Consider the following 21,235-nt stretch of genomic DNA (forward strand, 5'->3'; position numbering starts at 1 on the left):
ACGCGCGCAGGGAGAATAGAAGTGACCACGCCAGCGCAGACCGAGTCGACCGAGGCCCAGGCCCCGACCAACATCGTCCTCACCGACGTCGCGGCGCAGAAGGTCAAGGCCCTGATCGAGCAGGAGGGCCGCGACGACCTGCGGCTGCGGGTCGCGGTGCAGCCGGGTGGCTGCTCCGGCCTGCGGTACCAGCTGTTCTTCGACGAGCGTTCGCTCGACGGGGACATCGTGACCGACTTCGACGGTGTCGAGGTCGTCGTCGACCGGATGAGCGGCCCGTACCTGGCCGGCGCGACCATCGACTTCGCCGACCGCATCGACGCCCAGGGCTTCACCATCGACAACCCGAACGCGCAGAACTCCTGCGCTTGCGGCGACTCCTTCCACTGAGTCGACCTCTGATTCGCCTGGCGGGGCCATCCGCAGGCGCTGACTCCCCCGGTGACCGGACCTGTCCGGTGGGCCGGGTGGATCGGCGTACTGCGGGTGGCCCCGCTGCTTTTCAACCCACGATTGAGCAACCAGATGGCATCGATCCGGTGCCCGGCCCGGTAGGCTGACCGGCGCTGAGCTGTCCGCAACCGATTTCGAGGGCCGACCGAGATGAAGATCGCCGTTACCGGTTCGATCGCCACTGACCACCTGATGCACTTTCCCGGTCGGTTTGCCGATCAGCTCATCGCCGACCAACTGCACCAGGTGTCACTCTCCTTCCTCGTGGACGACCTGGTGGTGCGCCGGGGCGGGGTGGCGGCCAACATCGCCTTCGGCATGGGCCAGCTCGGCCTGAACCCGGTGCTGCTCGGGGCGGTCGGTGCGGACTTCGCCGACTACCGGTCCTGGCTGGAGCGGCACGGTGTCGACTGCACCTCGGTGCACATCAGCGAAATCGCGCACACCGCCCGGTTCGTCTGCACCACCGACCTCGACATGTGCCAGATCGCCTCCTTCTATGCCGGGGCGATGAGCGAGGCCCGCAACATCGAGCTGGCCCCGGTCGCCGAGCGCATCGGTGGGCTCGACCTCGTCGTGGTCGGCGCCAACGACCCGGCGGCGATGCTCCGCCACTCCGAGGAGTGCCGGAGCCGGGGGTACGCCTTCGCCGCCGACCCGTCCCAGCAACTCGCCCGGATGGACGGCGAGGACGTGCTCGGGCTGATCGAGGGCGCGGAATACCTGATGACCAACGACTACGAGAAGTCGCTGCTGCTGAGCAAGGCCGGTCTCACCGACGACCAGCTCCTGGACCGGGTCAAGATCCGGGTTACCACGCTCGGCAAGCGCGGCGTGGAGATCGCCGGACGGGACTTCGAGCCGATCCACGTACCGATCGCCCGGGAGATCCAGGCGTTCGACCCGACCGGGGTGGGCGACGGCTTCCGGGCCGGCTTCCTGGCTGGCCTCTCCTGGGGGCTGGGCCTGGAGCGGGCTGCCCAGGTCGGCTCCCTGCTCGCCACGCTGATCCTGGAGACCGTCGGCACCCAGGAGTACGAGGTACGCCGCGACGTCTTCGTCAAGCGTCTGGCCGAGTCGTACGGCGACACCGCCGCCGACGAGGTGCGGCAGCATCTTCTCGGCATCGGCTGATTTTCGGCACCGGCTCCACCCCGGTTCTGGGTAGTGCGGTCGGTGGCGGGTCGGTGCAGTCGGCCCCGGGCTTCGTGTGCATCTGTGGTAGCTCCAGCTACCACAGATGCACACAGTCGCGAGTGAGTCAGCTGCCCGACGGATCAGTTGATCTGGTGGCTGGCGAACCCTGCCGACCTGATGGCGACCAGGAACGCGGACCACCGGGTCGACGTGAAGACGAGGGTTGCTTGCGCGGGGGGCCTTGCTGTCGCGTACGGCCACCTGGCCAGGCAGGTGGGCACACTCGACACAGTCGCCGTTGTTGGTGCTGCGGCTGCTCTTGAACCAGTGGGCGGTGGAGAGGCCAGGGTGGAGACGGCGGGCTGACGCCGGTCAGTGCGAGCGGCGGACAGCGTAGGCGGGGGAGCCGGCCACGCTCGTCGCGCCGATGAACTCCTGTCCCCGCATCCGGCACCAGGCCGGGATGTCGACGGCGGCGGCCGGGTCGTCGGCGAGCACCCGGACCACCGTGCCGACCGGCAGCTCGGGCAACCTGCGAGCCAACGCGATCACCGGTAACGGACAGCGCTGCCCGCGACAGTCGAGGTCTTCCAGCGGTTCGCTCACAGTCCCACCACCCCGGCCTCGGCCCGCAGGTCGGCCACCACCTGCGGCAACTCGGCGAGGAAACGGTCCACCTCGGCCTCGGTGGTCTCCCGGTGCAGCGAGATCCGTACGTTGCCGTGGGAGAGGACGCCCATCGCCTCCAACACGTGAGAGGGCCGCAGCGTCGAGGAGGTGCACGACGAACCCGACGAGACCGCGAAGCCGCGCCGGTCCAGCGCGTGCAACAGCGCCTCGCCGTCGACGTACAGACAGGAGAAGGTGACCAGGTGGGGGAGGCGGTCGATCGGGTCACCGACCACCTCCACGTCCGGCACCGTCGCCGGCACGGTCGCCCGGATCCGGTCCACCAACGCCGAGAGCCGGGTCGCCTCGGCGGTCGCGTCGGCGACCACCGCGCGCAACGATGCTGCCGCCGCGACGATCGCGGGCAGGTCGAGCACCCCCGGCGTACGACCGGCCTCCCGATCGTCGGCCGGATAGGGCGACTCCCAGCGGGTGCCCTTGCGGACCACCAGCAGCCCGACGCCGGGCGGCCCGCCCCACTTGTGGGCGCTGGCGGTCAGCACCGACCAGCCCTCGGGGACCGGTACCCGGCCCACCGACTGGGCGGCGTCGACGTAGAGCGGCACGCCAGCGTCAGCACACACCTGTGCCGCCTCGGCCACCGGTTGCGCCGTACCGACCTCGTGGCTGGCGCTGATCAGTGCCGCCAGCGCGACTCCCGGGGCGGCCACCGCCGCCGACCAGGCCGCCAGGTCGAGCCGGCCGAGGGAGTCCACCGGGATCGACACCGCCGATCCGCCACCCGAGACGTGTCGCTGTGCGGCGTGCAGCACGGCGGAGTGTTCGATCGCCGAGTGCACTAGTTCGACGCCGGTACGTCGGCGGCCAGCCAGTCCGCCCAGCACCGCCGCGTGCGCCGCAGTCGTACCGCTGGCGGTGAAGGAGAGCTCGTCGGGGCGTACCCGGAGAATCTCGGCGGTCGTGGCCCGCGCCGCGTCCAGGAGTTGGCGGGCCCGACGGGACTTGGCGTAGAGCTTGCCCGGGTCGGCCCAGCCGTCCGCCAGGGCGGCGAGCAGCGCCTGCCGGGTCACCGGATGTGGTGGCGCGGCGGTGGCCGCGTCGAGGTAGACCGGTGGGACGTTCACGATGGAAACGGTAGCGCGTCGCAGGGTGGCCAAGATCCCCGACCGGATGACCTGGCCACCCCAAGGCTGCCCAGGCTGTCATGGTCGAGTAATCTGCGACCGTCGGTGACGCCTTTGCCGCTGGTGCTGACGAAGCAGACATCGGGCGGCGCGCTAGGGAGGCAGGACCAGGTGGTCTCAAGGGGTTCGGAGGTACAGCCTTCGGCTGTACGACACAGTGCTCCCCAGAAAGCCGCTGGGCGTGGCCCACGGCGTGGTGTTGGTCGGCTTGCCGGTCTCGGTGCTGGTGGGGCGGCGCTGCTCGTCCTGCTCACCGGTTGCGATGTCGGCAAGACGTTCGACGGGTTCGGCTGGCCGCAGAATGGCATCACGCCTCAGGCGAACAAGATGTACGACCTGTGGATCGCCTCGACCATCGCCGCCCTCGCGGTCGGGATCTTCGTCTGGGGTCTGATCTTCTGGTGCGTCATCCGCTACCGCAAGCGGGGTGAAGAGCTGCCGGTGCAGACCCGGTTCAACATGCCGATGGAGTTCCTCTACACCATCGCGCCGATCCTGGTCGTCGCCGTGCTCTTCTACTACACGGCGATCGTGCAGACCAACGTCGACAAGGTCGGCAAGAACCCGGACGTCGTCGTCGAGGTCGTGGCGTTCAAGTGGAACTGGCAGTTCAACTACCGTGACGGCATCGGGGTGGACGCCAACACGGTCGCCTCCACCACGGGCACCACCGAGATCATTCCGGTGCTGGTGCTGCCGACCGACCGGACCATCCGGTTCGAGGAGACCAGCCGCGACGTCATCCACTCGTTCTGGGTGCCGCAGATGCTGTTCAAGCGGGACGTCTTCCCGGGCAAGGCGCGTAACGTCTTCGAGGTGACCAACCTCCAGACCGAGGGCGCGTGGGTCGGTCGGTGCGCCGAGCTGTGCGGCACCTACCACTCGATGATGAACTTCGAGCTGCGGGCGGTCACCCCGGAGAAGTACGACCGGTTCGTCGCGGCCAAGCGGGACGGAATGACGACCCAGGCCGCGCTGGAGTCGATCGGTGAGGCGCCGTACGCCACCACGACGCACCCGTTCGACACCAAGCGCAACGAGCAGAACTTCAACAAGACCAGCGCTGCCGGCATCGGAAACTGAGGACCAGGCATGAAGACTGAGTGGCGGATCTTCGGTATCGTTGCGAGTTTCCTGCTCGCTGTCTCGATTGTCTACGCCGTGTGGACCGACGGACAGCTCGGTCACGTGGAGTGGGCCGGCACCACGGCCCTGATCCTCTCCGCCCTGCTCTGTGCGATGTGCGGTGGCTTCTTCTGGTTCGTCTCCCGCCGGATCGACCCGCGGCCGGAGGACCGGCCGGACGCGGAGATCGCCGAAGGGGCGGGCGAGGTCGGCTTCTTCAGCCCGGGTAGCTACTGGCCCCTCGGGCTGGCGCTGGCCGCCACGATCGCCGGCGCGGGCCTGGCGTTCTGGCAGATCTGGCTGCTCCTCGCCGGTGCGGTTGCGATCATCTTCGCCGCCTGTGGCCTGCTCTTCGAGTACTACTCCGGCACCCGGCGTACCGCCGAGCACTGAGTTCGATCCTGCCGTTGCCCCGGCCAGCCGTTTGGCTGGCCGGGGCAACGTCGTTTCCGGAGAAGATAGACGCTGTCCAGCGACGACCACGCGTCATTGCTTGCCGGGATGGCGCTTCCAGCCGCCTGAGGAGGCTGCTCAGGGCTTGGACATCAGCATCTGTGTCGCAACGACTGGACGGCCGTTCATAGTCTCCACGGCGATCTCACGGGTGGCAACCAGGGTGAAGTCAGCCAGCAGGTCGTACAGCCAGTCCAGGGTGTGGTGTCGGCAGACCGCGCCGTCGCCGGTCTCGAAGACACCATAGGTGCCGTACCTCCCAGCGAATTCCTGATACCGGGTGCGGTTGCGTTGGTCTGCCTGGAGACACAGGTCGCTGATGTGGAGGAATCCGCCCGGCCGCAGGACGCGGTGCAGCTCCGTGATCAGCTCGCGCTGCCCCGCATCGGTTACTACGCACGTCAGAACCGCGAAGAGCAGGACCCCGTCGATGCTCCCGTCGGCATGGGGCAGCAGGGGCGCATGGTCGAGAACCGTGAACCGCGCGTCCGGCTGCTCCTTCCGGGCCCGGGCGACGAGCTGCGCAGCGGAATCCACGCCTTCGACGTTCTCGAAGCCCCATTCGGTGAGCAGCCCTACCAGCCGCCCGTAGCCGCAGCCATAGTCGAGGAGACGCGCGTGACGGTCGATCTGGTCCCACCACGAGGGTTCCGGCGGATGGCCGAAGGACTTCGTCGTTCCGGCGGAGTTCCAGTACGCCACTTGGTTGTGCAGGTTCGCCACGCCGGGGAGCATGCCACGCCGGACGACTGGCCACGAAACGAGAGTGGCGCCCGCCGGAATCGGCGGGCGCCACTCGTCGGTGACTGCGTTGTCGGCTACGACTTACTTGCCGCTGCTGCCGACCTCCTTCTGCTCCGGCCGAGGCTCGACCGGCGGGTGACCCGGCGAGACCGGAGCCTCGACCGGCTTCTCGATCGGGTAGAAGAAGCCCTTGATGGCCGGGCCCAGCGCGCCGAGCCGGTTCATCTTCTTCGGTACGACCCAACCGACGTAGTCCAGCTCGCCGTGACCGTGCTCGTCCGGCGCGGCGAGCGGCTGGTGCACCTCGACGAAGCGCCCGTCGGGCATCCGGCGGATGATGCCGGTCTCCACGCCGTGCGCCAGCACCTCACGGTCGTGCTGCTGGAGACCCAGGCAGATCCGGTAGGTGATGTAGTAGGCCAGCGGAGGCAGGATCAGCAGACCGATCCGGCCGACCCAGGTCATCGCGTTGAGGCTGATGAAGAACTTCTCGGCGATGACGTCGTTGGCTCCGGAGAGGGTCAGGACCAGGTAGAACGTGACCGCCATGGCGCCGATGGCCGTCCGGGTGGGGACGTCACGCGGACGCTGGAGCAGGTTGTGCCGCTCGTAGTCCTTGTTGCGTCGCGCCTCGATGAACGGGTACGCCAGCGACAGTCCGACCAGGATGCCGGGGAGTACGACCGTCGGCCAGAACAGTGGCGGAATGACGTAACCGTCGCCGATCGGGATGACGATCTCCCAGGCCGGCATGAGTCGGGTCGATCCGTCGAGGAACATGACGTACCAGTCGGGCTGGCTGGCCGCGGAGACCACCGCCGCCTCGTACGGCCCGAAGATCCAGATCGGGTTGATCTGGAAGAGGCCACCCAGCAGCGCGATCACGCCGAAGACGACCATGAAGAAGCCGCCCTGCTTGATCGCGTAGCGGGGGAACATCCGCTCGCCGACCACGTTCTTGTTGGTCCGGCCGGGGCCGGGCCACTGCGTGTGCTTCTGCTTGAACACCAGCCCCAGGTGGGCGCTGATCAGCGCGACCAGCAGGCCGGGGACCAGCAGCACGTGGGCGATGAAGAAGCGGCTGATGATGATGTCGCCGGGGAACTCGCCACCGAAGATCGACGAGGTCACCCAGGACCCGATCACCGGGATGGAGAGCATGATCGCCGAGGCGATCCGCAGACCGGTGCCGGAGAGGCCGTCGTCCGGGAGGGAGTAGCCGGTGAAACCGGCGAGGAAGCCCACCCAGAACAGCAGCGAACCGATGACCCAGTTCAGCTCACGCGGCTTGCGGAACGCGCCGGTGAAGAAGACCCGCAGCATGTGCACCACGATGGAGGCCATGAACAGCAGGGCCGACCAGTGGTGCATCTGCCGCATGATCAGGCCGCCGCGGACGTCGAACGAGATGTCCAGGCTCGACGCGTACGCCGCCGACATGTGCGTCCCGCGCAGCGGGGCGTAGCTGCCGTTGTAGGTGACCTCCTGCATCGACGGGTCGAAGAAGAAGGTCAGGAACACGCCGGTCAGCAGCAGCACGATGAACGAGAACAGCGCGATCTCGCCGAGCAGGAACGACCAGTGGTCCGGGAACACCTTGTTGAGCAGCCGCCGCAGCGGGGTGGCTACCTGGAGCCGGTCGTCGACCTGGCTGGCTGCCTTGCCTGGCAGCGCCGCCACGTCCATTTTTCGACGCTTCACCGCATCTCCTCGCTGCGCTCGTCGTCGCCACGGTCATCAGGGCTGAGCGGGCTGATCCGCTCGATGGGCTCGGTCACGGCCGCTCCCAGAAGTCGGGCCCGACGGTCTCGGTGTAGTCCGACTTCGCCACGAAGAAGCCCTCCTCGTCCACCGTGATCGGCAGCTGCGGAAGACTGCGGCTCGCGGGACCGAAGATCGGCTTGGCGTTGTCAGTGATCAGGAACTGCGACTGGTGGCACGGGCAGAGCAGACGGTTGGTCTGCTGCTCGTAGAGGCTCGCCGGGCAACCCGCGTGCGTGCAGATCTTCGAGTACGCGACGTAGTTACCGAACATGTACTCTTCCTTGCCCACCCGTACGTTCGCCTCGCGGGCGTCCTGCGCGTCGTCCTCGCGCAGGTGGATCAGGAGGGTCGGGGAGTCGGCGTGCTTGTTGGTCGCACCGTGCGGGATGCCGGGGAAGACCGTCATCTGGCCACCGGCGCTCACGTCCTCGGGGCGGATCGGGCTGCCGTCCTCCCGGGTCAGCCGGATCAGCTTCTTGGTGCCGTGGTCGTCGGTCGGGGCCCACCCGGTGGTGAACATCTGGTTCTTCTCGTGCGGCTGCTTGATCAGACCACCGATCAGCGGTGCCGCGGCGACCGCACCGACCGGAGCCAGACCGGCTAGCAGCGAGACACCGAGCAGCGGCCGGCGACGTACTCCCAGCTCGTCGGCGATGTAGGCCATGGTGCCGGCAGTGATCTTCCGGTCCTCCGGATTCGACGGTCCGTCGTGCCGGTCCTGGATCGCCACCTCCTTCGGCAGCAGCTTCTTGCCCCAGGTGAGGATGCCGAAGCCGACGCCGAGCAGCGCGACGCCCAGCGTCAGGCCGAGCAGCGGCGTGAACCACTTGTCCTGACCGGTGCCGGCGCGGTACTCCCACGGCCACCAGATGTAGATGGCCAGGAAGGCGGTAGCCGCCAGGCCGGTGAGCAGGAAGAAGAACACGACGGTACGGACCAGCCGACGCTCGCCCTTGGTCCCCGGGACCGGGAACTGCGGCTCGTAGTGGACGATCTCGATGTCGTCCCGGCGGAGCCCTTCCTTAAGGACGTCGAACCGGGTCAGCGTCGGGTCGTCGAGGTCCACCGGCTCCTGGCCGGCCTGGGATGCCTGCGTGCTCATGACTTCCCCGCAATCCAGAGGCTGGCGAAGACCAGGGCCACGATGCCGACCAGGAAGATCGCCACACCCTCGGTCGACGGACCGAGCCGGCCGAGGTTGAAGCCACCCGGGTCACGGTCGTTCTTCAGGGTCTCCTGCACGTACGCGATGATGTCGGCCTTCTCCTCCGGCCGCAGCTGGTTGTCGCCGAAGACCGGCATGTTCTGCGGGCCGGTCAGCATCGCCGCGTAGATCTGCCGGTCGGTCGCCGGGCCGAGGCCCGGAGCGAACTTGCCGGAGGAGAGCGCACCGCCGCCGCCGCCGAAGGAGTGGCAGGACGAGCAGTTGATCCGGAACAGTCGGCCGCCCGCCGCCACGTCGCCGTCCTTGGCCAGGTCCGTACCCTCGGGCAGCTGCGGGCCGCCACCGAGCTCCTGGACGTACTGGCCGAGCTGACGGGTCTGCTCGTCGGTGAAGACCGGGGGCTTCCGCTCGGCCTGCGCCTCCTGGCGGGCCATCGGCATCCGGCCGGTGCCGACCTGGAACTCCACGGAGGCCGATCCGACGCCGATCAGGCTCGGGCCACGGCCTTCGAGGCCCTGGGCGTCGCTGCCGTGGCAGGAGACACAGCTTACGTCGAACAGCGCCTTGCCGTCCTGGGCGGCACCGGTCAACTGGGGGGTGTCCTGCGCCTGCAGACCCGGTGCGAAGACGGTGTAGGCGCCGCCGGCCAGGGTCAGCGCAGCCAGTAGTCGTACCGCGGCACCCAGCCGGCGGCGGCCCCGGCTGCGTGGTGTGGATCGCCCACGGCGTAGCCGCGCGAGCACGCCTCGCCCGCCCGTCTCGGGGCGGCTCGCCGAGGATGCGGCCGCGCCCGGACGGGCGTCGGGGATGTCAGAAGTCATGGCCTGTGTCCTTAACGGTTTTCTCGACCTTGTTCCAGGGACGGAGCAGCTTGTCTCAGGGACGGCACAGTGGCGTAGCGGGTGGCCCTAGATCACTGGAGCCAGTAGATCATGAGGTATAGCCCGACCCACACCACGTCAACGAAGTGCCAGTAGTAGGAGACGACGATCGCCGAGGTCGCCTGAGCCGGGGTGAACCGACCCATGGTTGTGCGGATCATGAGGATGAGGAACGCGATGAGGCCACCGATCACGTGTAGACCGTGGAAGCCGGTGGTCAGGTAGAACACTGATCCGTACCCGTCTCCATTGATCTTGATGCCCTCGTGCACCAGCTCGCGGTACTCGTTGAGCTGGCCGAGGATGAAGATCAGGCCCATCACGAAGGTGATGGTGAACCAGCGCCGAAGCGCGTGCACATTGCCCCGTTCCGCAGCGATCACGCCGATCTGACAGGTGACCGAGGAGAGCACCAGGATCGCCGTGAAGGTCGTTGCGTACGGGACGTTGAGCACCTCGGTGTGCTTCTCCCACTGCTCGGGAGCAGCCGCACGGATGGAGAAGTACATCGCGAACAACGCCGCGAAGAACATCAGTTCGCTGGAGAGCCACACGATCGTCCCGACACTGACCATGTTTGGACGTGTCAGCGAGTGGATCCGGCTCTTGTCAATGGCTGGGGCCGCAGTCACGCGGTCATTATTGCCCGCGATCAGCCTCGCCGGACGCCGGGGTGGCCAAATGACCAGTCTTGCGGGGCGGTCGACCAGGCATGAGGACCCTGGCATAGCCTGAAATGCGTGTTGCACGTCGATCCGAGTCTGCGTACCGTGCCGGCCCTGGCGTCCGCCGTCGCGGCGGGCGGGGACGGGACGCCGCCACCCTTCACCGTCTCCGCGATCCTGACCGAGTCCACGCTGAACAACTGGCTGGCGGTCATGCTCGTGCTGGTGGCCGGCTGCTACCTCTACGGCGTACACCGGCTGCGCCTGCGCGGCGACCACTGGCCGGTGTCACGGACCGTGCTGTTCCTCGGTCCCGGGCTCGGCTCGATCGCGGCGGTGACCCTGACCGGTCTGGGCGCCTACGACACGACGCTGCTCTCGGTGCACATGGTCCAGCACATGGTGCTCTCCATGATCGCCCCGATCTTCCTCGCGCTGGGTGCGCCGATGACCCTCGCGCTGCGTACGCTGCCCGGCGTCCCCCGCCGCCGGTTGCTCGCCATCCTGCACAGCCGGGTGGCGAAGGTCGTGACCTACCCGCTGTACGCGTTCGCCATCTTCGTGATCAACCCGTTCGTGCTCTACTTCACCGACCTCTACCGGCTGTCGCTGGAGAACGCGTTCGCGCACGAGGTGGTCCACGCCCACTTCATCCTGACCGGCTGCCTCTTCTTCTGGCCGCTGGTCGGGCACGACCCGCTGCCGGGACGTTGGCCCTATCCAGCCCGGGCTCTGCTGATGGTGCTCTCCGTGCCGTTCCACACCGTGCTCGGGCTCACCATCATGGAAAGCACCACACTCTTCGGCGGCGACTGGTATCCGTCGTTGGGCCTCGACTGGTCCAATCCCTGGTCCGACCAGGAGGTGGCTGGCGGAATCCTCTGGGCCGGTGGCGAGTTCGTCAGCATCACCATGCTCGCCGTGCTGGTCGTGCAGTGGATTCGGCAGTCCGAGCGGGAAGCCCGCCGGCTCGACCGGGAACTGGACCGCCAGGAGGCCCGGGAGCAGCAGGAGCAGCAGGAGCAGCGGGAGCCGCAGTATCGGGATCGGGCCACGGCACCGGCTGGTGAGCAGGCCGCAGAAACTCGCAGCGAGTCCGCCGTCGAGCCGGCGACGCCCGCCTGATCTTCTTCCGGCCCGGAGCTGCCCAGCCCGGAGCTGCGCTACCGCCGCTGGTCAGCCGCGTGCCCGGATCAGTGCCTCGATCCCGTCGAGCACCCGTTCGAGACCGAAGACGAATTCCTCGTCGAGGTCGCCGTCGTTGCCGAAGGCGTCGGCCTCGACGACCGTGCTGAGCTCTGGGAACCGCTGGTTGTCGATCAGACTCCGGAGCAGTTGGGTGTAGCCCGTCATCACCTGGGCGAGCATGATGCCGGAAGCCTGGGCGGCGGCGTCGATATCGGCGGCCGTGGCGCTGACGTTGCGAACATAGCCGGTGAGCAGCAGGATCACCGACAACTTCTCGGCCGCGGTGAGCCCGGTGTCGCGCAGGCAGCGCAGGCCCTCCTCCAACCAGAGGAGGTTGTTGGGGGTGGCCGGTGGTCCGCTGATCGGTACCCGGAGCACCCAGGGGTGCTGTCGCAGTGCTTCCCGTTCGGCCCAGGACCAGCGGGTCAGTCCGGCCCGCCAGTCGTGGTCCGACCTGTCCGGCGTTGGCGGCCTCCCATAGGCGGCGTCCACCATCAGTACCAGCAGTTCGTCCTTTGAGACGACGTAGCGGTAGAGGGACATCGGTGCTGCGCCGAGTTCGGTGGCGACCCGGCTCATCGACACCGCAGCGAGGCCGTCGTTGTCCGCGACCCGGATGGCCGCGTCGACTATCCGCGGCAGGCTCAGGCCCCGCTTCGGTCCCTTCGGCGGTCGCTCCCGCAGCCCCCAGGCTGCCTCGATGCCGGGCGGCAGGGCGGTGCTGCTGTCGACTTCCATGGCCTTCGCTCTCCTCGGGTTGACCGCCATCCTAGTGGTGCGTATAAGGTACGCAAAAGAGCGTATGGCGTACGCATCAACGCGTACGTCATACGCAGCCATTGCGGTGGGTGACAGAAAAACGAGGTGTATCCGGATGAGCACGGTTATCCGACCCAGGGCGGGACGGCGGGAGTGGATCGGGCTGGTCGTCCTGCTCCTGCCGCTGTTGTTGGTGTCCATGGACGTGTCGGTGCTGTATTTCGCGGTGCCGTTCATCAGTCGGGAGCTGACTCCGACCAGCACCGAGCAGCTGTGGATCTTCGACATCTACGGATTCGTGCTAGCCGGGCTGCTGCTCACGATGGGGGCGATCGGTGACCGGATCGGTCGTCGTCGGCTGCTGATGATCGGCGCGGCGGCGTTCGGACTGGCGTCGGTTGCCGCCGCGTACGCCACCAGCCCGGAACTGCTCATCGCCGCCCGGGCGTTGCTCGGCATCGGTGGGGCGACCCTGATGCCGTCGACCCTGGCGCTGATCCGCAACATGTTCCACGACGACAAGCAGCGCGGTACCGCCATCGCGATCTGGTCCGCAGTACTGACCGGCGGTGTCGCGATCGGCCCGGTGATCAGCGGCCTGCTGCTGGACCACTTCTGGTGGGGCTCGGTCTTCCTGATCAACTTGCCGGCGATGGTGCTGCTGCTGGTGCTCGCACCGGTGCTGGTGCCCGAGTTCAAGCCGGCGCGGGCTGGCCGGTTCGACTGGATCAGTGCGGTGCTTTCCCTCGCCGCCGTCCTGCCGGTGATCTACGGCATCAAGGAGATCGCCGCGCACGGTGTCGACCTGACCCGAATTCTGATCATCGCGGCTGGTCTGGTCCTCGCCGCCGTGTTCGTCTGGCGGCAGCGGATCGCCGCGAGCCCGATGATCGACCCCGCGTTGTTCCGTAATCGGGGGTTCGGCAGTTCGGTCCTCACCAACCTGGTGGCGATGTTCGCGATCGTGGGCTTTGCCATCTTCACCACGCAGTACCTGCAGTCGGTGCTCGACATGCGCCCGCTGGAGGCGGCGCTGTGGAGCCTGGTGCCCTCGCTCGGGGTAAGCGTGGCGGCACCGCTGTCGCCAATGCTCGCCCAGCGGATCAACCGGGCCTACCTCATCAGCGCCGGCTTCCTGATCGCGGTCGTCGGCTTCGTCGTACTGGCCCAGGTCCAGGTCGACTCGCCCCTGTGGGTGGTGCTCACCGGTGCCGGGGTCTTTGCCGCCGGCACCGCCGTGGTGATGACCCTGATCACCGACCTGGTCGTGGGTGCCGCCCCGCCGGAACAGGCGGGCACCGCCTCGGCACTGGTGGAGTGCTCCTCGGAGTTCGGCGGCGCGTTCGGCATGGCGGTGTTGGGCAGCATCGGCCTGGCCGTGTACCGCGACGAGGTGACCGCCGGCGTGCCCGCCGGTCTGCCCGCGGAGGCGGTGGCCGGCGTACGGGAAACCCTGGCCGGTGCCACCGTGGTCGCCGAAGGCCTGCCCGGACCGGCCGGTGACGCGCTGCTCGCCGCCGCTCGGTTGGCGTTCGTGAACGGGATGCAGGTGGCAGCCGTCACTGCCGCGGTCGTGATGGCCGTCGCCGCCGTCGTCTCCCTGCTCGCCCTGCGGCGGGTACGACCCGGTCAGTCCGCTGATGGCGTACACCGAGTCCCACCCCCGGTCGGGGCGCACGAGCCGGCCTCTCCGTCGGTCCCCATCGGCTGACCGTCGGCCCACCGAGCGGCCTGACGAGGGATGCCAGCCGGGCCCTCGTCAGGTCGACCCGGCCGGGACGACGGGGCCCGACCTCGACCGGTACGATCGGCGGGCACGCCGGGGTCGTTCCACCAGCCCAAGTCCGTTGGACCTGGTGAATCACCCCACCGACGCGGGAGCCATGCGACTGATGACCGATCGTCTTTACACCGTCCTGCTCTACAGCCACGACCCGCAGGTCCGGGACCGGATGCGGCTCGCCATCGGTACCCGGCCGGCCAGCGATCTCAAGGTCGAGTTCGTCGACGCGGCCAGCTACGCCGAGTGCCTCCAGCTGGTCGACGACTACGAGATCGACCTGCTGCTGCTGGACGGCGAGGCCAAGCCGGCGGGCGGCCTCGGCATCGCCCGGCAGATTAAGGACGACCGCACCGACGCTCCGCCGACCTGTGTGGTGATCGCCCGGTCCGCGGACCGCTGGCTCGCCGCGTACGCCCAGGTCGACGCGACCCTGGTGCACCCGCTCGACCCGGTGACCACCGGCCAGACGGTGGCCAGCCTGCTGCGCTCCACCGACACCGGCACGACCAACGCTGCCTGACCCGGCAGCGTTGGCGGCCGTACCGCCGTATCCGCCGATCCACCGCCCGATCGGGAGGCCCACCATGGGCGAACGGACTTGGTCCAACCTGCTCAACGCGCTGCTGGGCAGCGAGGAGCTCTCTACCGCCGACACCGCCTGGGCGATGGGCGAGATCATGTCGGGGTCGGCGACCCCGGCCCAGATCGCCGGGTTCGCCGTGGCATTACGGGCCAAGGGGGAGACCCCGGCCGAGTTGGCCGGTCTGGTCGAGACGATGTTGGCCGAGGCCGTCCCGGTGGACCTTCCGGAGGCGCTCCGGCAGACCGCCCTCGACGTCGTCGGTACCGGTGGTGACCGGGCCCACACGGTGAACATCTCCACGATGACCGCCATGGTGGTGGCCGGTGCCGGGGTGCGTGTGGTCAAGCACGGCAACCGGGCCGCCTCCTCCTCCTGCGGTGCCGCCGACCTGTTGGAGTTCCTGGGCGTACCGCTGGATCTCGGCCCGGCGGGCGTGGCGCGGTGTGTCGCCGAGGCCGGGATCGGGTTCTGCTTCGCCCCCCGGTTCCACCCTGGCTACCGGCACACGGCGAGCCCTCGACGCGAGCTCGGCGTGCCCACCGCCTTCAACTTTCTCGGCCCGCTGACCAACCCGGCCCGCCCCCGCTCGGCCGCCGTCGGCTGCTTCGACGCCCGGATGGCCCCGGTGATGGCGAGTGTCTTCGCCGGTCGGGGCGACTCGGCGGTGGTGATGCGGGGGGAGGACGGGCTCGACGAGTTCAGCACCGCCGCACCCACCCGGGTCTGGGTGGCCCACCAGGGTCGGGTGACCGAGAGCGTGGTGGACGTCGCCGACCTCGGTGTCGCCCGGTCCGCCCCGGGCGACCTGCGCGGTGGTGACGCCGCGTTCAACGCCGACGTCGCGCGCCGGCTCCTCGCCGGTGAGACGGGACCGGTACGCGACGCCGTCCTGGTCAACTCCGCGGTGGCACTGGCCACCCAGGACGGCCTCGGCGGCGACCTCTCCGCCGCGATCCGGGCCGGACTGCGGCGCTCAGCCGAGGCGATCGATTCCGGCGCGGCCGGCCAGGTGCTGGACCGCTGGATCGAGGTGGCTCGGGCCGCCCAGGCCGCCGAATAACCGACGACTGCCCTCTATCGTCGGACTCCGGACAAGTCGGACTTTCGGTAGCAGGACTTCGCGACTCCCCGATTACATCAGGATGGTCCGGGTTGAACCCGCGTGGATGCCTAACACGCGGGTACGCCCGAGGTTCAGCCATTCGAGGGGGGATCAGAATGTTGGGGGTCAAACGCCTGGCGTCACTGGCCGGGCTGATAGTGCTGAGCCTGGCACCGGCGACAGCAGCGCACAGTGCCATGTCGGCACCGCACGCGGCAGCGCCGTCGACTCAGGACCAGCAGTTCCTGAAGGCCATCCACCAGGTGAACCTGATGGAGATCGCCGCCGGTAACCTGGCCCAGCAGAAGGGTGCGAACCAGCAGGTCAAGGACCTGGGGGCGCGGTTCGTGACGGACCACACGCAGCTGGACCAGACGGTGCAGAACACGGCGAAGTCGGTGGGGGTGGGCCTGCCGAACGCGCCGAACGCCGAGCAGGAGGCTGTGCTGAAGCAGTTGCGCGGGCTCAGCGGTAAGGCGTTCGACACACAGTGGGTCTCGTCCCAGTTGACCGGGCACGCGCAGGCTGTGCAACTGGTGCAGTCCGAGCTGGCCCAGGGCGTGGATTCGATGGTGAAACAGGTGGCACAGGACGCGTTGCCGGTGCTCCAGGCACACCATGAGGCACTTATCGCACTGGCTCAGCGGCTGGGCGTGACCGTGCCGGGCACACCGAGTCCGAGTGGTACCGGCACCCCACGGCCGGCTACGCCGGGCACTGGCACGCCCACTCCGGGCACTGGCACGCCCACTCCGGGCACTGGCACGCCCACTCCGGGCACGCCGAGCCCAGGCGGTACGGGTACCCAGGGACCTGGCGTCACCCCGACGGTGCCAGCGCCGACCGTTAGCTGATCTCGGTCAGCTGATCTGTGGATCAACGGCGGTCAGGCCGGCGGCGAACCCTGCCACCCGGGCGGCGAGCGGAGCAGAAGCTCGTACCCAGGTGAAATGATCCAGGGGGCCGCCGGCCTCTGCCGTCGTGTAACGCTCGCGGTGTACCGGCGCGGCGGTCAACATGCCGCACAGATAGTCGAGCGTCTCGTGCGGCGTGAACTGGTCGTTGTCCATACTCACGGCCAGGACCGGGGTCCGTACCGAACGGACGGCCACCTCCGGGTCGACTCCGTCGAGGATCGGGAACCGGCCGGTGCGCGCGGTGTAGGCCCAGTCGCGGATCACCCCGCGGGCCTGCCGGCCACCGAAACCCCAGCCGGGCCAGACCCCCAGCACGGTCGAAACGGCGGCAATGCCCTGGCTGTACGGCAGCAGACCGTAGCGTCGCAGGTCGGAATAGGACCGCCAGTACGGTACGCCGACGGCCAACAGGGCCAGGCCGTCCACCATCGTCTCCTCGGCTAGGGCGACGTGCAGCAGGGCCGCCTGCCCACCGAGCGAGTGTCCCAGCAGCAGCCGGGTACGACCGTCCAGCCGGGACTTGAGGCTCTCCAGCACCGCCCCGACGTCGGTGACCAGTTCGGCATAGCCGTAGCGGTCGGCGCGGCTCGGTGCCGGCGTACTGGCTCCGGTGCCTCGCAGGTCGGCCACCACGACGGCGAGCCCGGCCTCGCGCAGTGCCACCGCGAACGGCCGGTAGTAGCGTGCACGTACCCCCATCGCCGGGCAGATCACCACGACTGGTGCCCCGGTCACGCCCTCCGGCTCGGGATAGATCTGCACCCCGAGGCGTCCGCCGGGCACGTCCACGAACTCCTGTGCGTACTCCGGAGTAACTTCCACCGGCACAGGGTACGACGGCTGACGGCCGGCGCGGTACGAGGGCGGCTGACGGCCGGTCAGTCCGCGTTGGCCAGCCCGATGGCGAACGCCTCTTCCAGGTCGTGCTGGGAGTAGGCGCGAAACGCGATGTGCGACTCGGTGTTGAGCACTCCCGGCACCTTGGAGATCCGCCCGGCGATCACCTTGGCGATCTCGTCGAACTCGCGTACCCGGACCATGGCGATCAGGTCGACGTGGCCGGCGACCGAGTAGACCTCACTGACCCCGGGTAGGGCGGCCAACGCCTCGGCCACCTCGGGAATCGAGTCGGTGGCGCAGTCGATCAGGACGATCGCGGTGATCAAGGTGGTCCTCCCGTTCGCGGCCTACGTCGGCATCGTGGCCCATGCTAGATGGTCGACCAGACCGCCGAACGTGCTACCGCCCCGAACGTGCTACCGGGCCTGAACGTGCTACCGGGCCTGAACGTGCTACCGGGCCTGAACGTGTTACCCGGCCTGGACGTGTTACCCGGCCTGGACGTGTTACCGGGCCCCGGCCGGCACGGTCACGTCTCGGCCGACGCGTAGCACCTCGGTCAACCGCTCGCCTTCGGCCACCTCGGCGCCGGCCCAGACGACGGAGCGGGTGACGGTGCCCCGCACCACCGCCCCGGGCCCGACGATGGACTGCTGGCAGGCACCGGTCACCGTCGCGGTGGGATGGATCAGGTTCTCTCCGGCCGCCGCGTGCAGGTTCGCGGCCAGATAGTCGGCGGGGGTTCCGGTGTCGAGATAGGTGCCGGAGAAACTGACGACGGTCAGCTCGCCGGCGGCCTCCGCCGGCCGCCATACCGTCCGAACCAGCTCCGCCCGTTCCAGCGGCAGCTCCCGTACCCGGTGCCAGGGCAGCAGCGACCAGCCGGCGAACCGGTGACCGCTGAAGCTGCCCGGCTCGTCCGGGCCGGTGATCGGCTGGCCCAGCAGCCGTACGGTCCGGCCGTCCCAGCCGGAGAGCAGGGCAGCGATGTCCGCCCCGGGCGGTGCCGGCGGATCAGCGAGATAGCCGTCGGCGTTGCCGACCAGCACGCCGCGCCCGTCGATCCAGTCCCGCAGGTTGGCCAGCGCGCCGGCCGTGCCGAGCAGACCACCGGACTCCACCGACAGGTGGGCTCGCGATCCGACGTGCTCGACCACCTGCTCGCCGAGGTAACAGGCGTTGACGGCGACCCGGTCCGGTCCGGTGAGTCCGAGTCCGGCCAGCCGGGCCAACACCCGGTCCAGCAGCGGTACGTTGCCCACCGGGCACAGTGCCTTGGGTCGGTGCTCGGTCAACGGCCGGAGCCGGGTGCCCTCCCCGGCGGCGACCACCACCGCGCAGATCCCGTCCGGCAGCAACGCAGTCGCCGGGTTCGGGGCCGCCGGGGTGCTCATGTGGCGGTGGGGGAGGAGCCGAACTCCCCGGCTCGCGGGCCGATGCCGTAATGGCCGAGTAGGACGGCGGTCGCCCGGGTCAGCCGGGGCAGGTCGTCGAGCGGATGCCAAGCCGCCTCGTACACCTCGGCACCGTCCACCACCAGGTCGGTCGTCGACGCCGGCACCCGAGCCTCGAACACCACGTCCACCCAACCCTTGGCGTGCACCACAGCGTTCGGTACGGCCGGCTGGAGGTTCGTCGGGGAGAGTGCGACGCCGGTCTCCTCCCGTAGTTCCCGCGCCGCCCCGACGATGGGTGCCTCCGCACGGTTCAGCAGCCCGGCGGGCAGTCCCCAGCCGGGTCCGGACGGCTGGCGGAGCAGCAGGATCCGGCCGGGTGGCTCGGCCTCGGCGTCGAAGACCAGCGTGACCGCGCCCACGACGTACTTTCGCACGGTGAGCCGGACCAGCCGCCGTCGTACGGGGACGGGCAGCCGGTAGAAGACGCCGTACAGGAGGGCACGGGCGGGTGAGCGGCGAATGATCACGAGGCCAGGCTAGAGGTCGGCGGGCAGGCGGGTGAGGGTTGGGGCGGTCAGGGGCTAGGGACGCTGGTCGACCTGGGCGATGAGCTGCTCGACCACCGTATCGGGCTCGATCGCCCGGTCGAAGACCGCGACCAGCATGGTGTCCAGGTCGGGGTAGCCCAGTTCTTCCGCGAGTTGACGCAGCGGTGTGTCGTTCTTCAGGCCGCGGTTGTGCTTTCGTAGGGCCAGCCCGATCGTCGAGCGGCCAAGCCGGATCTTGTCGATGACCGAGATCCCGGGCTCGTGGTGCTCGGCGAACCACCGGTTGATCTGCATCCGGGTCTGAGGCGACTTGACGAAGCCGAGCCATTCCCGACGGGGGCCGGGCCGGGCGACCGCGACGTCGAACTCGGTGCGCCCGTCGGCCTCGGTGAAGATTTCCACCACGTCGCCCTCGTCAAGCTGTGACGAGAGCGGGGCCAACCGGCCATTGATCTTCGCCGCCAGGCAGTGGTCACCGCGTTCGGTGCCCAGTTCGTAGGCCAGGTCGACCAGGGTGGAACCTGCTGGCAGCACGACCGGGCGGCCCTCGGTGAAGACCTGGATCTGGGCTTCGGAGAGGTCACAGCGCAGCGACTGGAGGAACTGCGCCGGATCGGCGGTGTCCGGCTCCCAGTCGAGGACACGCCGCAGCCAGTCGAGCTGCTCGGTCCGAGCGGCGGCAGAGGCGGCGGCGGAGGCGTTCGGTTGCGGGAAGCGGTATTGCGCGGCGACGCCGTACTCGGCCAGTCGGTGCATGTCGACGGTGCGGATGAGTACCTCGACGGTCGTGCCGTCCGGACCGATGACGCTGGTGTGCAGGGATCGGTAGAGGTTGTTCTTCGGGGACGCGATGAAGTCCTTGAACCGGCCGGGCACCGGCCGCCACATGCTGTGGACGGCACCGAGAGCTGCGTAGCAGTCGGTCTCCGGCCCGTCCACGACGATGGCGATCCGGGGCAGGTCGAAGGGGGTCATGTGCTGCCCGGCGACGGTGTCCTTCCAGATCGAGTAGTAGTGCCGGGGCCGGGGCGTGATCGTCGCGACGACCCGGTCGCGCTTGAGGGCGACCTCGGTCGGGGCGATCACCGGCTTGAGGTAACCGTCCCAGCTCCCGCGTTCCTTGACGTGACGGCCGATCCGTTCGTATTCCTCGGGTTCGAGGTGTTCGAGCACCACGTCGTCCAGCTCGCGTTTGAGCCACTGGATGCCGAGCCGGTCACAGAGCGGGACCAGTACCTCCTGGGTGGCGCGGGCGATCCGGGCCCGGGAGGCGGGGGAGCGGACGCCGAGGGTACGCATGTTGTGCAGCCGGTCGGCCAGCTTGATGATCAGTACGCGGACGTCCTTGCCGGCCGCAATGATCATCTTGCGGATGGTCTCCGCCTCGGCGGCCTTGCCGTAGAACGCCTTGTCGAACTTGGTGACGCCGTCGACCAGGTGGGCCACCTCGGGGCCGAAGTCCTCGGTCAGGGCCTGCAACGTGTAGTGGGTGTCCTCCACCGTGTCGTGCAGCAGGGCGGCGACCAGGGTGGTGGTGTCCATGCCCAGGTCGGCGCAGATCTCGGCCACCGCGAGCGGATGGGTGATGTAGGGCTCCCCGCTTTTGCGGAACTGGCCCCGGTGCATGCTCTCGGCGATGGCGTAACTACGACGCAGCACAGTGGTGTCGGTGCCGGGGTGGATGCTGCGGTGGCTCTGGGTCAGCCGGGCCACCGGATCTTCCTGGGCCGGTGGGCGCGACAACAGGGCGCGCAGGCGTCGAGTCAGCGGGATCTCGGTCGGCTTCGTCAGCCGGGCGCCGCCAATGGCGGCCCCGTGGCCGGCGTCGAGGTCCACGTGGAGACACCTCCTTACGCAGCTTCCCGCTGGTGCGACCAGGCGAACGGAAGCAGGCCACGAAACGGGCAGGACTGCACT

General features: G+C 68.9%; 22 protein-coding genes and 1 pseudogene. 9 read left to right on the forward strand and 14 right to left on the reverse strand.

Annotation, left to right across the window (positions count from 1 at the left end; all coding sequences use genetic code 11):
• The first annotated feature begins 21 nt into the window (after positions 1 to 21).
• Positions 22 to 390 carry an iron-sulfur cluster insertion protein ErpA gene (gene erpA / locus FHR38_RS23785; protein ID WP_184536748.1) on the forward strand — a complete coding sequence of 123 codons (369 nt, stop codon included), beginning with the start codon at positions 22 to 24 and terminating at the stop codon, positions 388 to 390.
• A 213-nt stretch (positions 391 to 603) separates the two neighbouring features.
• Positions 604 to 1,587, forward strand: a complete 984-nt coding sequence (locus tag FHR38_RS23790; protein WP_184536749.1) for a carbohydrate kinase family protein — start codon at positions 604 to 606, stop codon at positions 1,585 to 1,587.
• Positions 1,588 to 1,809: 222 nt separating this feature from the next.
• Here the strand turns inward: FHR38_RS23790 and FHR38_RS33625 are convergent.
• The 3 genes and pseudogenes from FHR38_RS33625 to FHR38_RS23805 form a co-directional block, all read right to left on the reverse strand.
• Positions 1,810 to 1,911: pseudogene (locus tag FHR38_RS33625) on the reverse strand (DUF397 domain-containing protein); the annotation flags it as partial.
• A gap of 51 nt (positions 1,912 to 1,962) precedes the next feature.
• Entirely contained in the window at positions 1,963 to 2,196 is a 234-nt protein-coding gene (locus FHR38_RS23800) for a sulfurtransferase TusA family protein (protein ID WP_184536750.1), read from the reverse strand.
• Positions 2,193 to 3,344: a cysteine desulfurase family protein gene (locus FHR38_RS23805; protein ID WP_184536751.1), complete on the reverse strand. Its 1,152-nt coding sequence runs from the start codon at positions 3,342 to 3,344 to the stop codon at positions 2,193 to 2,195. The genes FHR38_RS23800 and FHR38_RS23805 overlap by 4 nt, the downstream gene beginning before the upstream one ends.
• A 171-nt stretch (positions 3,345 to 3,515) precedes the next feature.
• Here FHR38_RS23805 and ctaC point away from each other — a divergent pair, with 171 nt between their 5' ends.
• Both ctaC and FHR38_RS23815 read left to right on the forward strand, forming a co-directional pair.
• Positions 3,516 to 4,487, forward strand: coding sequence for an aa3-type cytochrome oxidase subunit II (gene ctaC / locus FHR38_RS23810; RefSeq protein ID WP_184536752.1), 972 nt, complete (start codon positions 3,516 to 3,518; stop codon positions 4,485 to 4,487).
• A 9-nt stretch (positions 4,488 to 4,496) separates the two neighbouring features.
• Positions 4,497 to 4,922: a cytochrome c oxidase subunit 4 gene (locus tag FHR38_RS23815; protein ID WP_184536753.1), complete on the forward strand. Its 426-nt coding sequence runs from the start codon at positions 4,497 to 4,499 to the stop codon at positions 4,920 to 4,922.
• Between the two features lie 138 nt (positions 4,923 to 5,060).
• Here the strand turns inward: FHR38_RS23815 and FHR38_RS23820 are convergent, their stop codons facing one another.
• The 5 genes from FHR38_RS23820 to ctaE form a co-directional block, all read right to left on the reverse strand.
• Positions 5,061 to 5,705 (reverse strand): class I SAM-dependent methyltransferase, encoded by a 645-nt coding sequence (locus FHR38_RS23820; protein WP_312882372.1) that lies wholly within the window; start codon positions 5,703 to 5,705, stop codon positions 5,061 to 5,063.
• Positions 5,706 to 5,807: 102 nt separating this feature from the next.
• Entirely contained in the window at positions 5,808 to 7,427 is a 1,620-nt protein-coding gene (gene qcrB, locus FHR38_RS23825) for a cytochrome bc1 complex cytochrome b subunit (protein WP_184536755.1), read from the reverse strand.
• 73 nt (positions 7,428 to 7,500) lie between these two features.
• Positions 7,501 to 8,592, reverse strand: a complete 1,092-nt coding sequence (gene qcrA, locus FHR38_RS23830) for a cytochrome bc1 complex Rieske iron-sulfur subunit (protein ID WP_184536756.1) — start codon at positions 8,590 to 8,592, stop codon at positions 7,501 to 7,503.
• Complete coding sequence (gene qcrC / locus FHR38_RS23835; protein ID WP_184536757.1) at positions 8,589 to 9,476, reverse strand: cytochrome bc1 complex diheme cytochrome c subunit; 888 nt, start codon at positions 9,474 to 9,476, stop codon at positions 8,589 to 8,591. The genes qcrA and qcrC overlap by 4 nt, the downstream gene beginning before the upstream one ends.
• A 92-nt stretch (positions 9,477 to 9,568) precedes the next feature.
• Positions 9,569 to 10,168: an aa3-type cytochrome oxidase subunit III gene (gene ctaE, locus FHR38_RS23840; protein WP_184536758.1), complete on the reverse strand. Its 600-nt coding sequence runs from the start codon at positions 10,166 to 10,168 to the stop codon at positions 9,569 to 9,571.
• Positions 10,169 to 10,276: 108 nt separating this feature from the next.
• On the opposite strand from ctaE, the gene FHR38_RS23845 reads away from it, so the two are divergent.
• Positions 10,277 to 11,326, forward strand: a complete 1,050-nt coding sequence (locus tag FHR38_RS23845; protein ID WP_376771428.1) for a cytochrome c oxidase assembly protein — start codon at positions 10,277 to 10,279, stop codon at positions 11,324 to 11,326.
• A gap of 51 nt (positions 11,327 to 11,377) precedes the next feature.
• Here the strand turns inward: FHR38_RS23845 and FHR38_RS23850 are convergent, their stop codons facing one another.
• Positions 11,378 to 12,127, reverse strand: coding sequence for a TetR/AcrR family transcriptional regulator (locus FHR38_RS23850; RefSeq protein WP_184536759.1), 750 nt, complete (start codon positions 12,125 to 12,127; stop codon positions 11,378 to 11,380).
• A 136-nt stretch (positions 12,128 to 12,263) separates the two neighbouring features.
• On the opposite strand from FHR38_RS23850, the gene FHR38_RS23855 reads away from it, so the two are divergent.
• The 4 genes from FHR38_RS23855 (at position 12,264) to FHR38_RS23870 (ending at position 16,470) form a co-directional block, all read left to right on the forward strand.
• Positions 12,264 to 13,859, forward strand: a complete 1,596-nt coding sequence (locus tag FHR38_RS23855; protein ID WP_184536760.1) for an MFS transporter — start codon at positions 12,264 to 12,266, stop codon at positions 13,857 to 13,859.
• 181 nt (positions 13,860 to 14,040) lie between these two features.
• A complete protein-coding gene (locus FHR38_RS23860; protein WP_184536761.1) occupies positions 14,041 to 14,451 on the forward strand; it encodes a response regulator in 411 nt (136 codons plus the stop codon).
• Positions 14,452 to 14,515: 64 nt separating this feature from the next.
• Complete coding sequence (trpD, locus tag FHR38_RS23865) at positions 14,516 to 15,574, forward strand: anthranilate phosphoribosyltransferase (RefSeq protein ID WP_184536762.1); 1,059 nt, start codon at positions 14,516 to 14,518, stop codon at positions 15,572 to 15,574.
• A gap of 158 nt (positions 15,575 to 15,732) precedes the next feature.
• Positions 15,733 to 16,470: a DUF4142 domain-containing protein gene (locus FHR38_RS23870; RefSeq protein WP_184536763.1), complete on the forward strand. Its 738-nt coding sequence runs from the start codon at positions 15,733 to 15,735 to the stop codon at positions 16,468 to 16,470.
• A 6-nt stretch (positions 16,471 to 16,476) separates the two neighbouring features.
• On the opposite strand, the gene FHR38_RS23875 is transcribed toward FHR38_RS23870, so the two are convergent.
• The 5 genes from FHR38_RS23875 to FHR38_RS23895 all read right to left on the reverse strand — a co-directional run bounded on the left by FHR38_RS23875 (position 16,477) and on the right by FHR38_RS23895 (position 21,154).
• The gene (locus FHR38_RS23875; RefSeq protein ID WP_184536764.1) at positions 16,477 to 17,355 is read right to left on the reverse strand and encodes an alpha/beta hydrolase family protein; all 879 of its coding nucleotides are present in this window, start codon (positions 17,353 to 17,355) and stop codon (positions 16,477 to 16,479) included.
• A gap of 56 nt (positions 17,356 to 17,411) precedes the next feature.
• The gene (locus tag FHR38_RS23880) at positions 17,412 to 17,699 is read right to left on the reverse strand and encodes an Lrp/AsnC family transcriptional regulator (protein WP_184536765.1); all 288 of its coding nucleotides are present in this window, start codon (positions 17,697 to 17,699) and stop codon (positions 17,412 to 17,414) included.
• A 180-nt stretch (positions 17,700 to 17,879) separates the two neighbouring features.
• Positions 17,880 to 18,767 carry a nucleotidyltransferase family protein gene (locus tag FHR38_RS23885; RefSeq protein WP_184536766.1) on the reverse strand — a complete coding sequence of 296 codons (888 nt, stop codon included), beginning with the start codon at positions 18,765 to 18,767 and terminating at the stop codon, positions 17,880 to 17,882.
• Entirely contained in the window at positions 18,764 to 19,294 is a 531-nt protein-coding gene (locus FHR38_RS23890) for an NUDIX hydrolase (protein WP_184540121.1), read from the reverse strand. The genes FHR38_RS23885 and FHR38_RS23890 overlap by 4 nt, the downstream gene beginning before the upstream one ends.
• 57 nt (positions 19,295 to 19,351) lie before the next feature.
• Entirely contained in the window at positions 19,352 to 21,154 is a 1,803-nt protein-coding gene (locus FHR38_RS23895) for a RelA/SpoT family protein (protein WP_184536767.1), read from the reverse strand.
• Between the last annotated feature and the right edge of the window lie 81 nt (positions 21,155 to 21,235).

Source organism: Micromonospora polyrhachis (assembly GCF_014203835.1).
GTDB lineage: Bacteria > Actinomycetota > Actinomycetes > Mycobacteriales > Micromonosporaceae > Micromonospora_H > Micromonospora_H polyrhachis.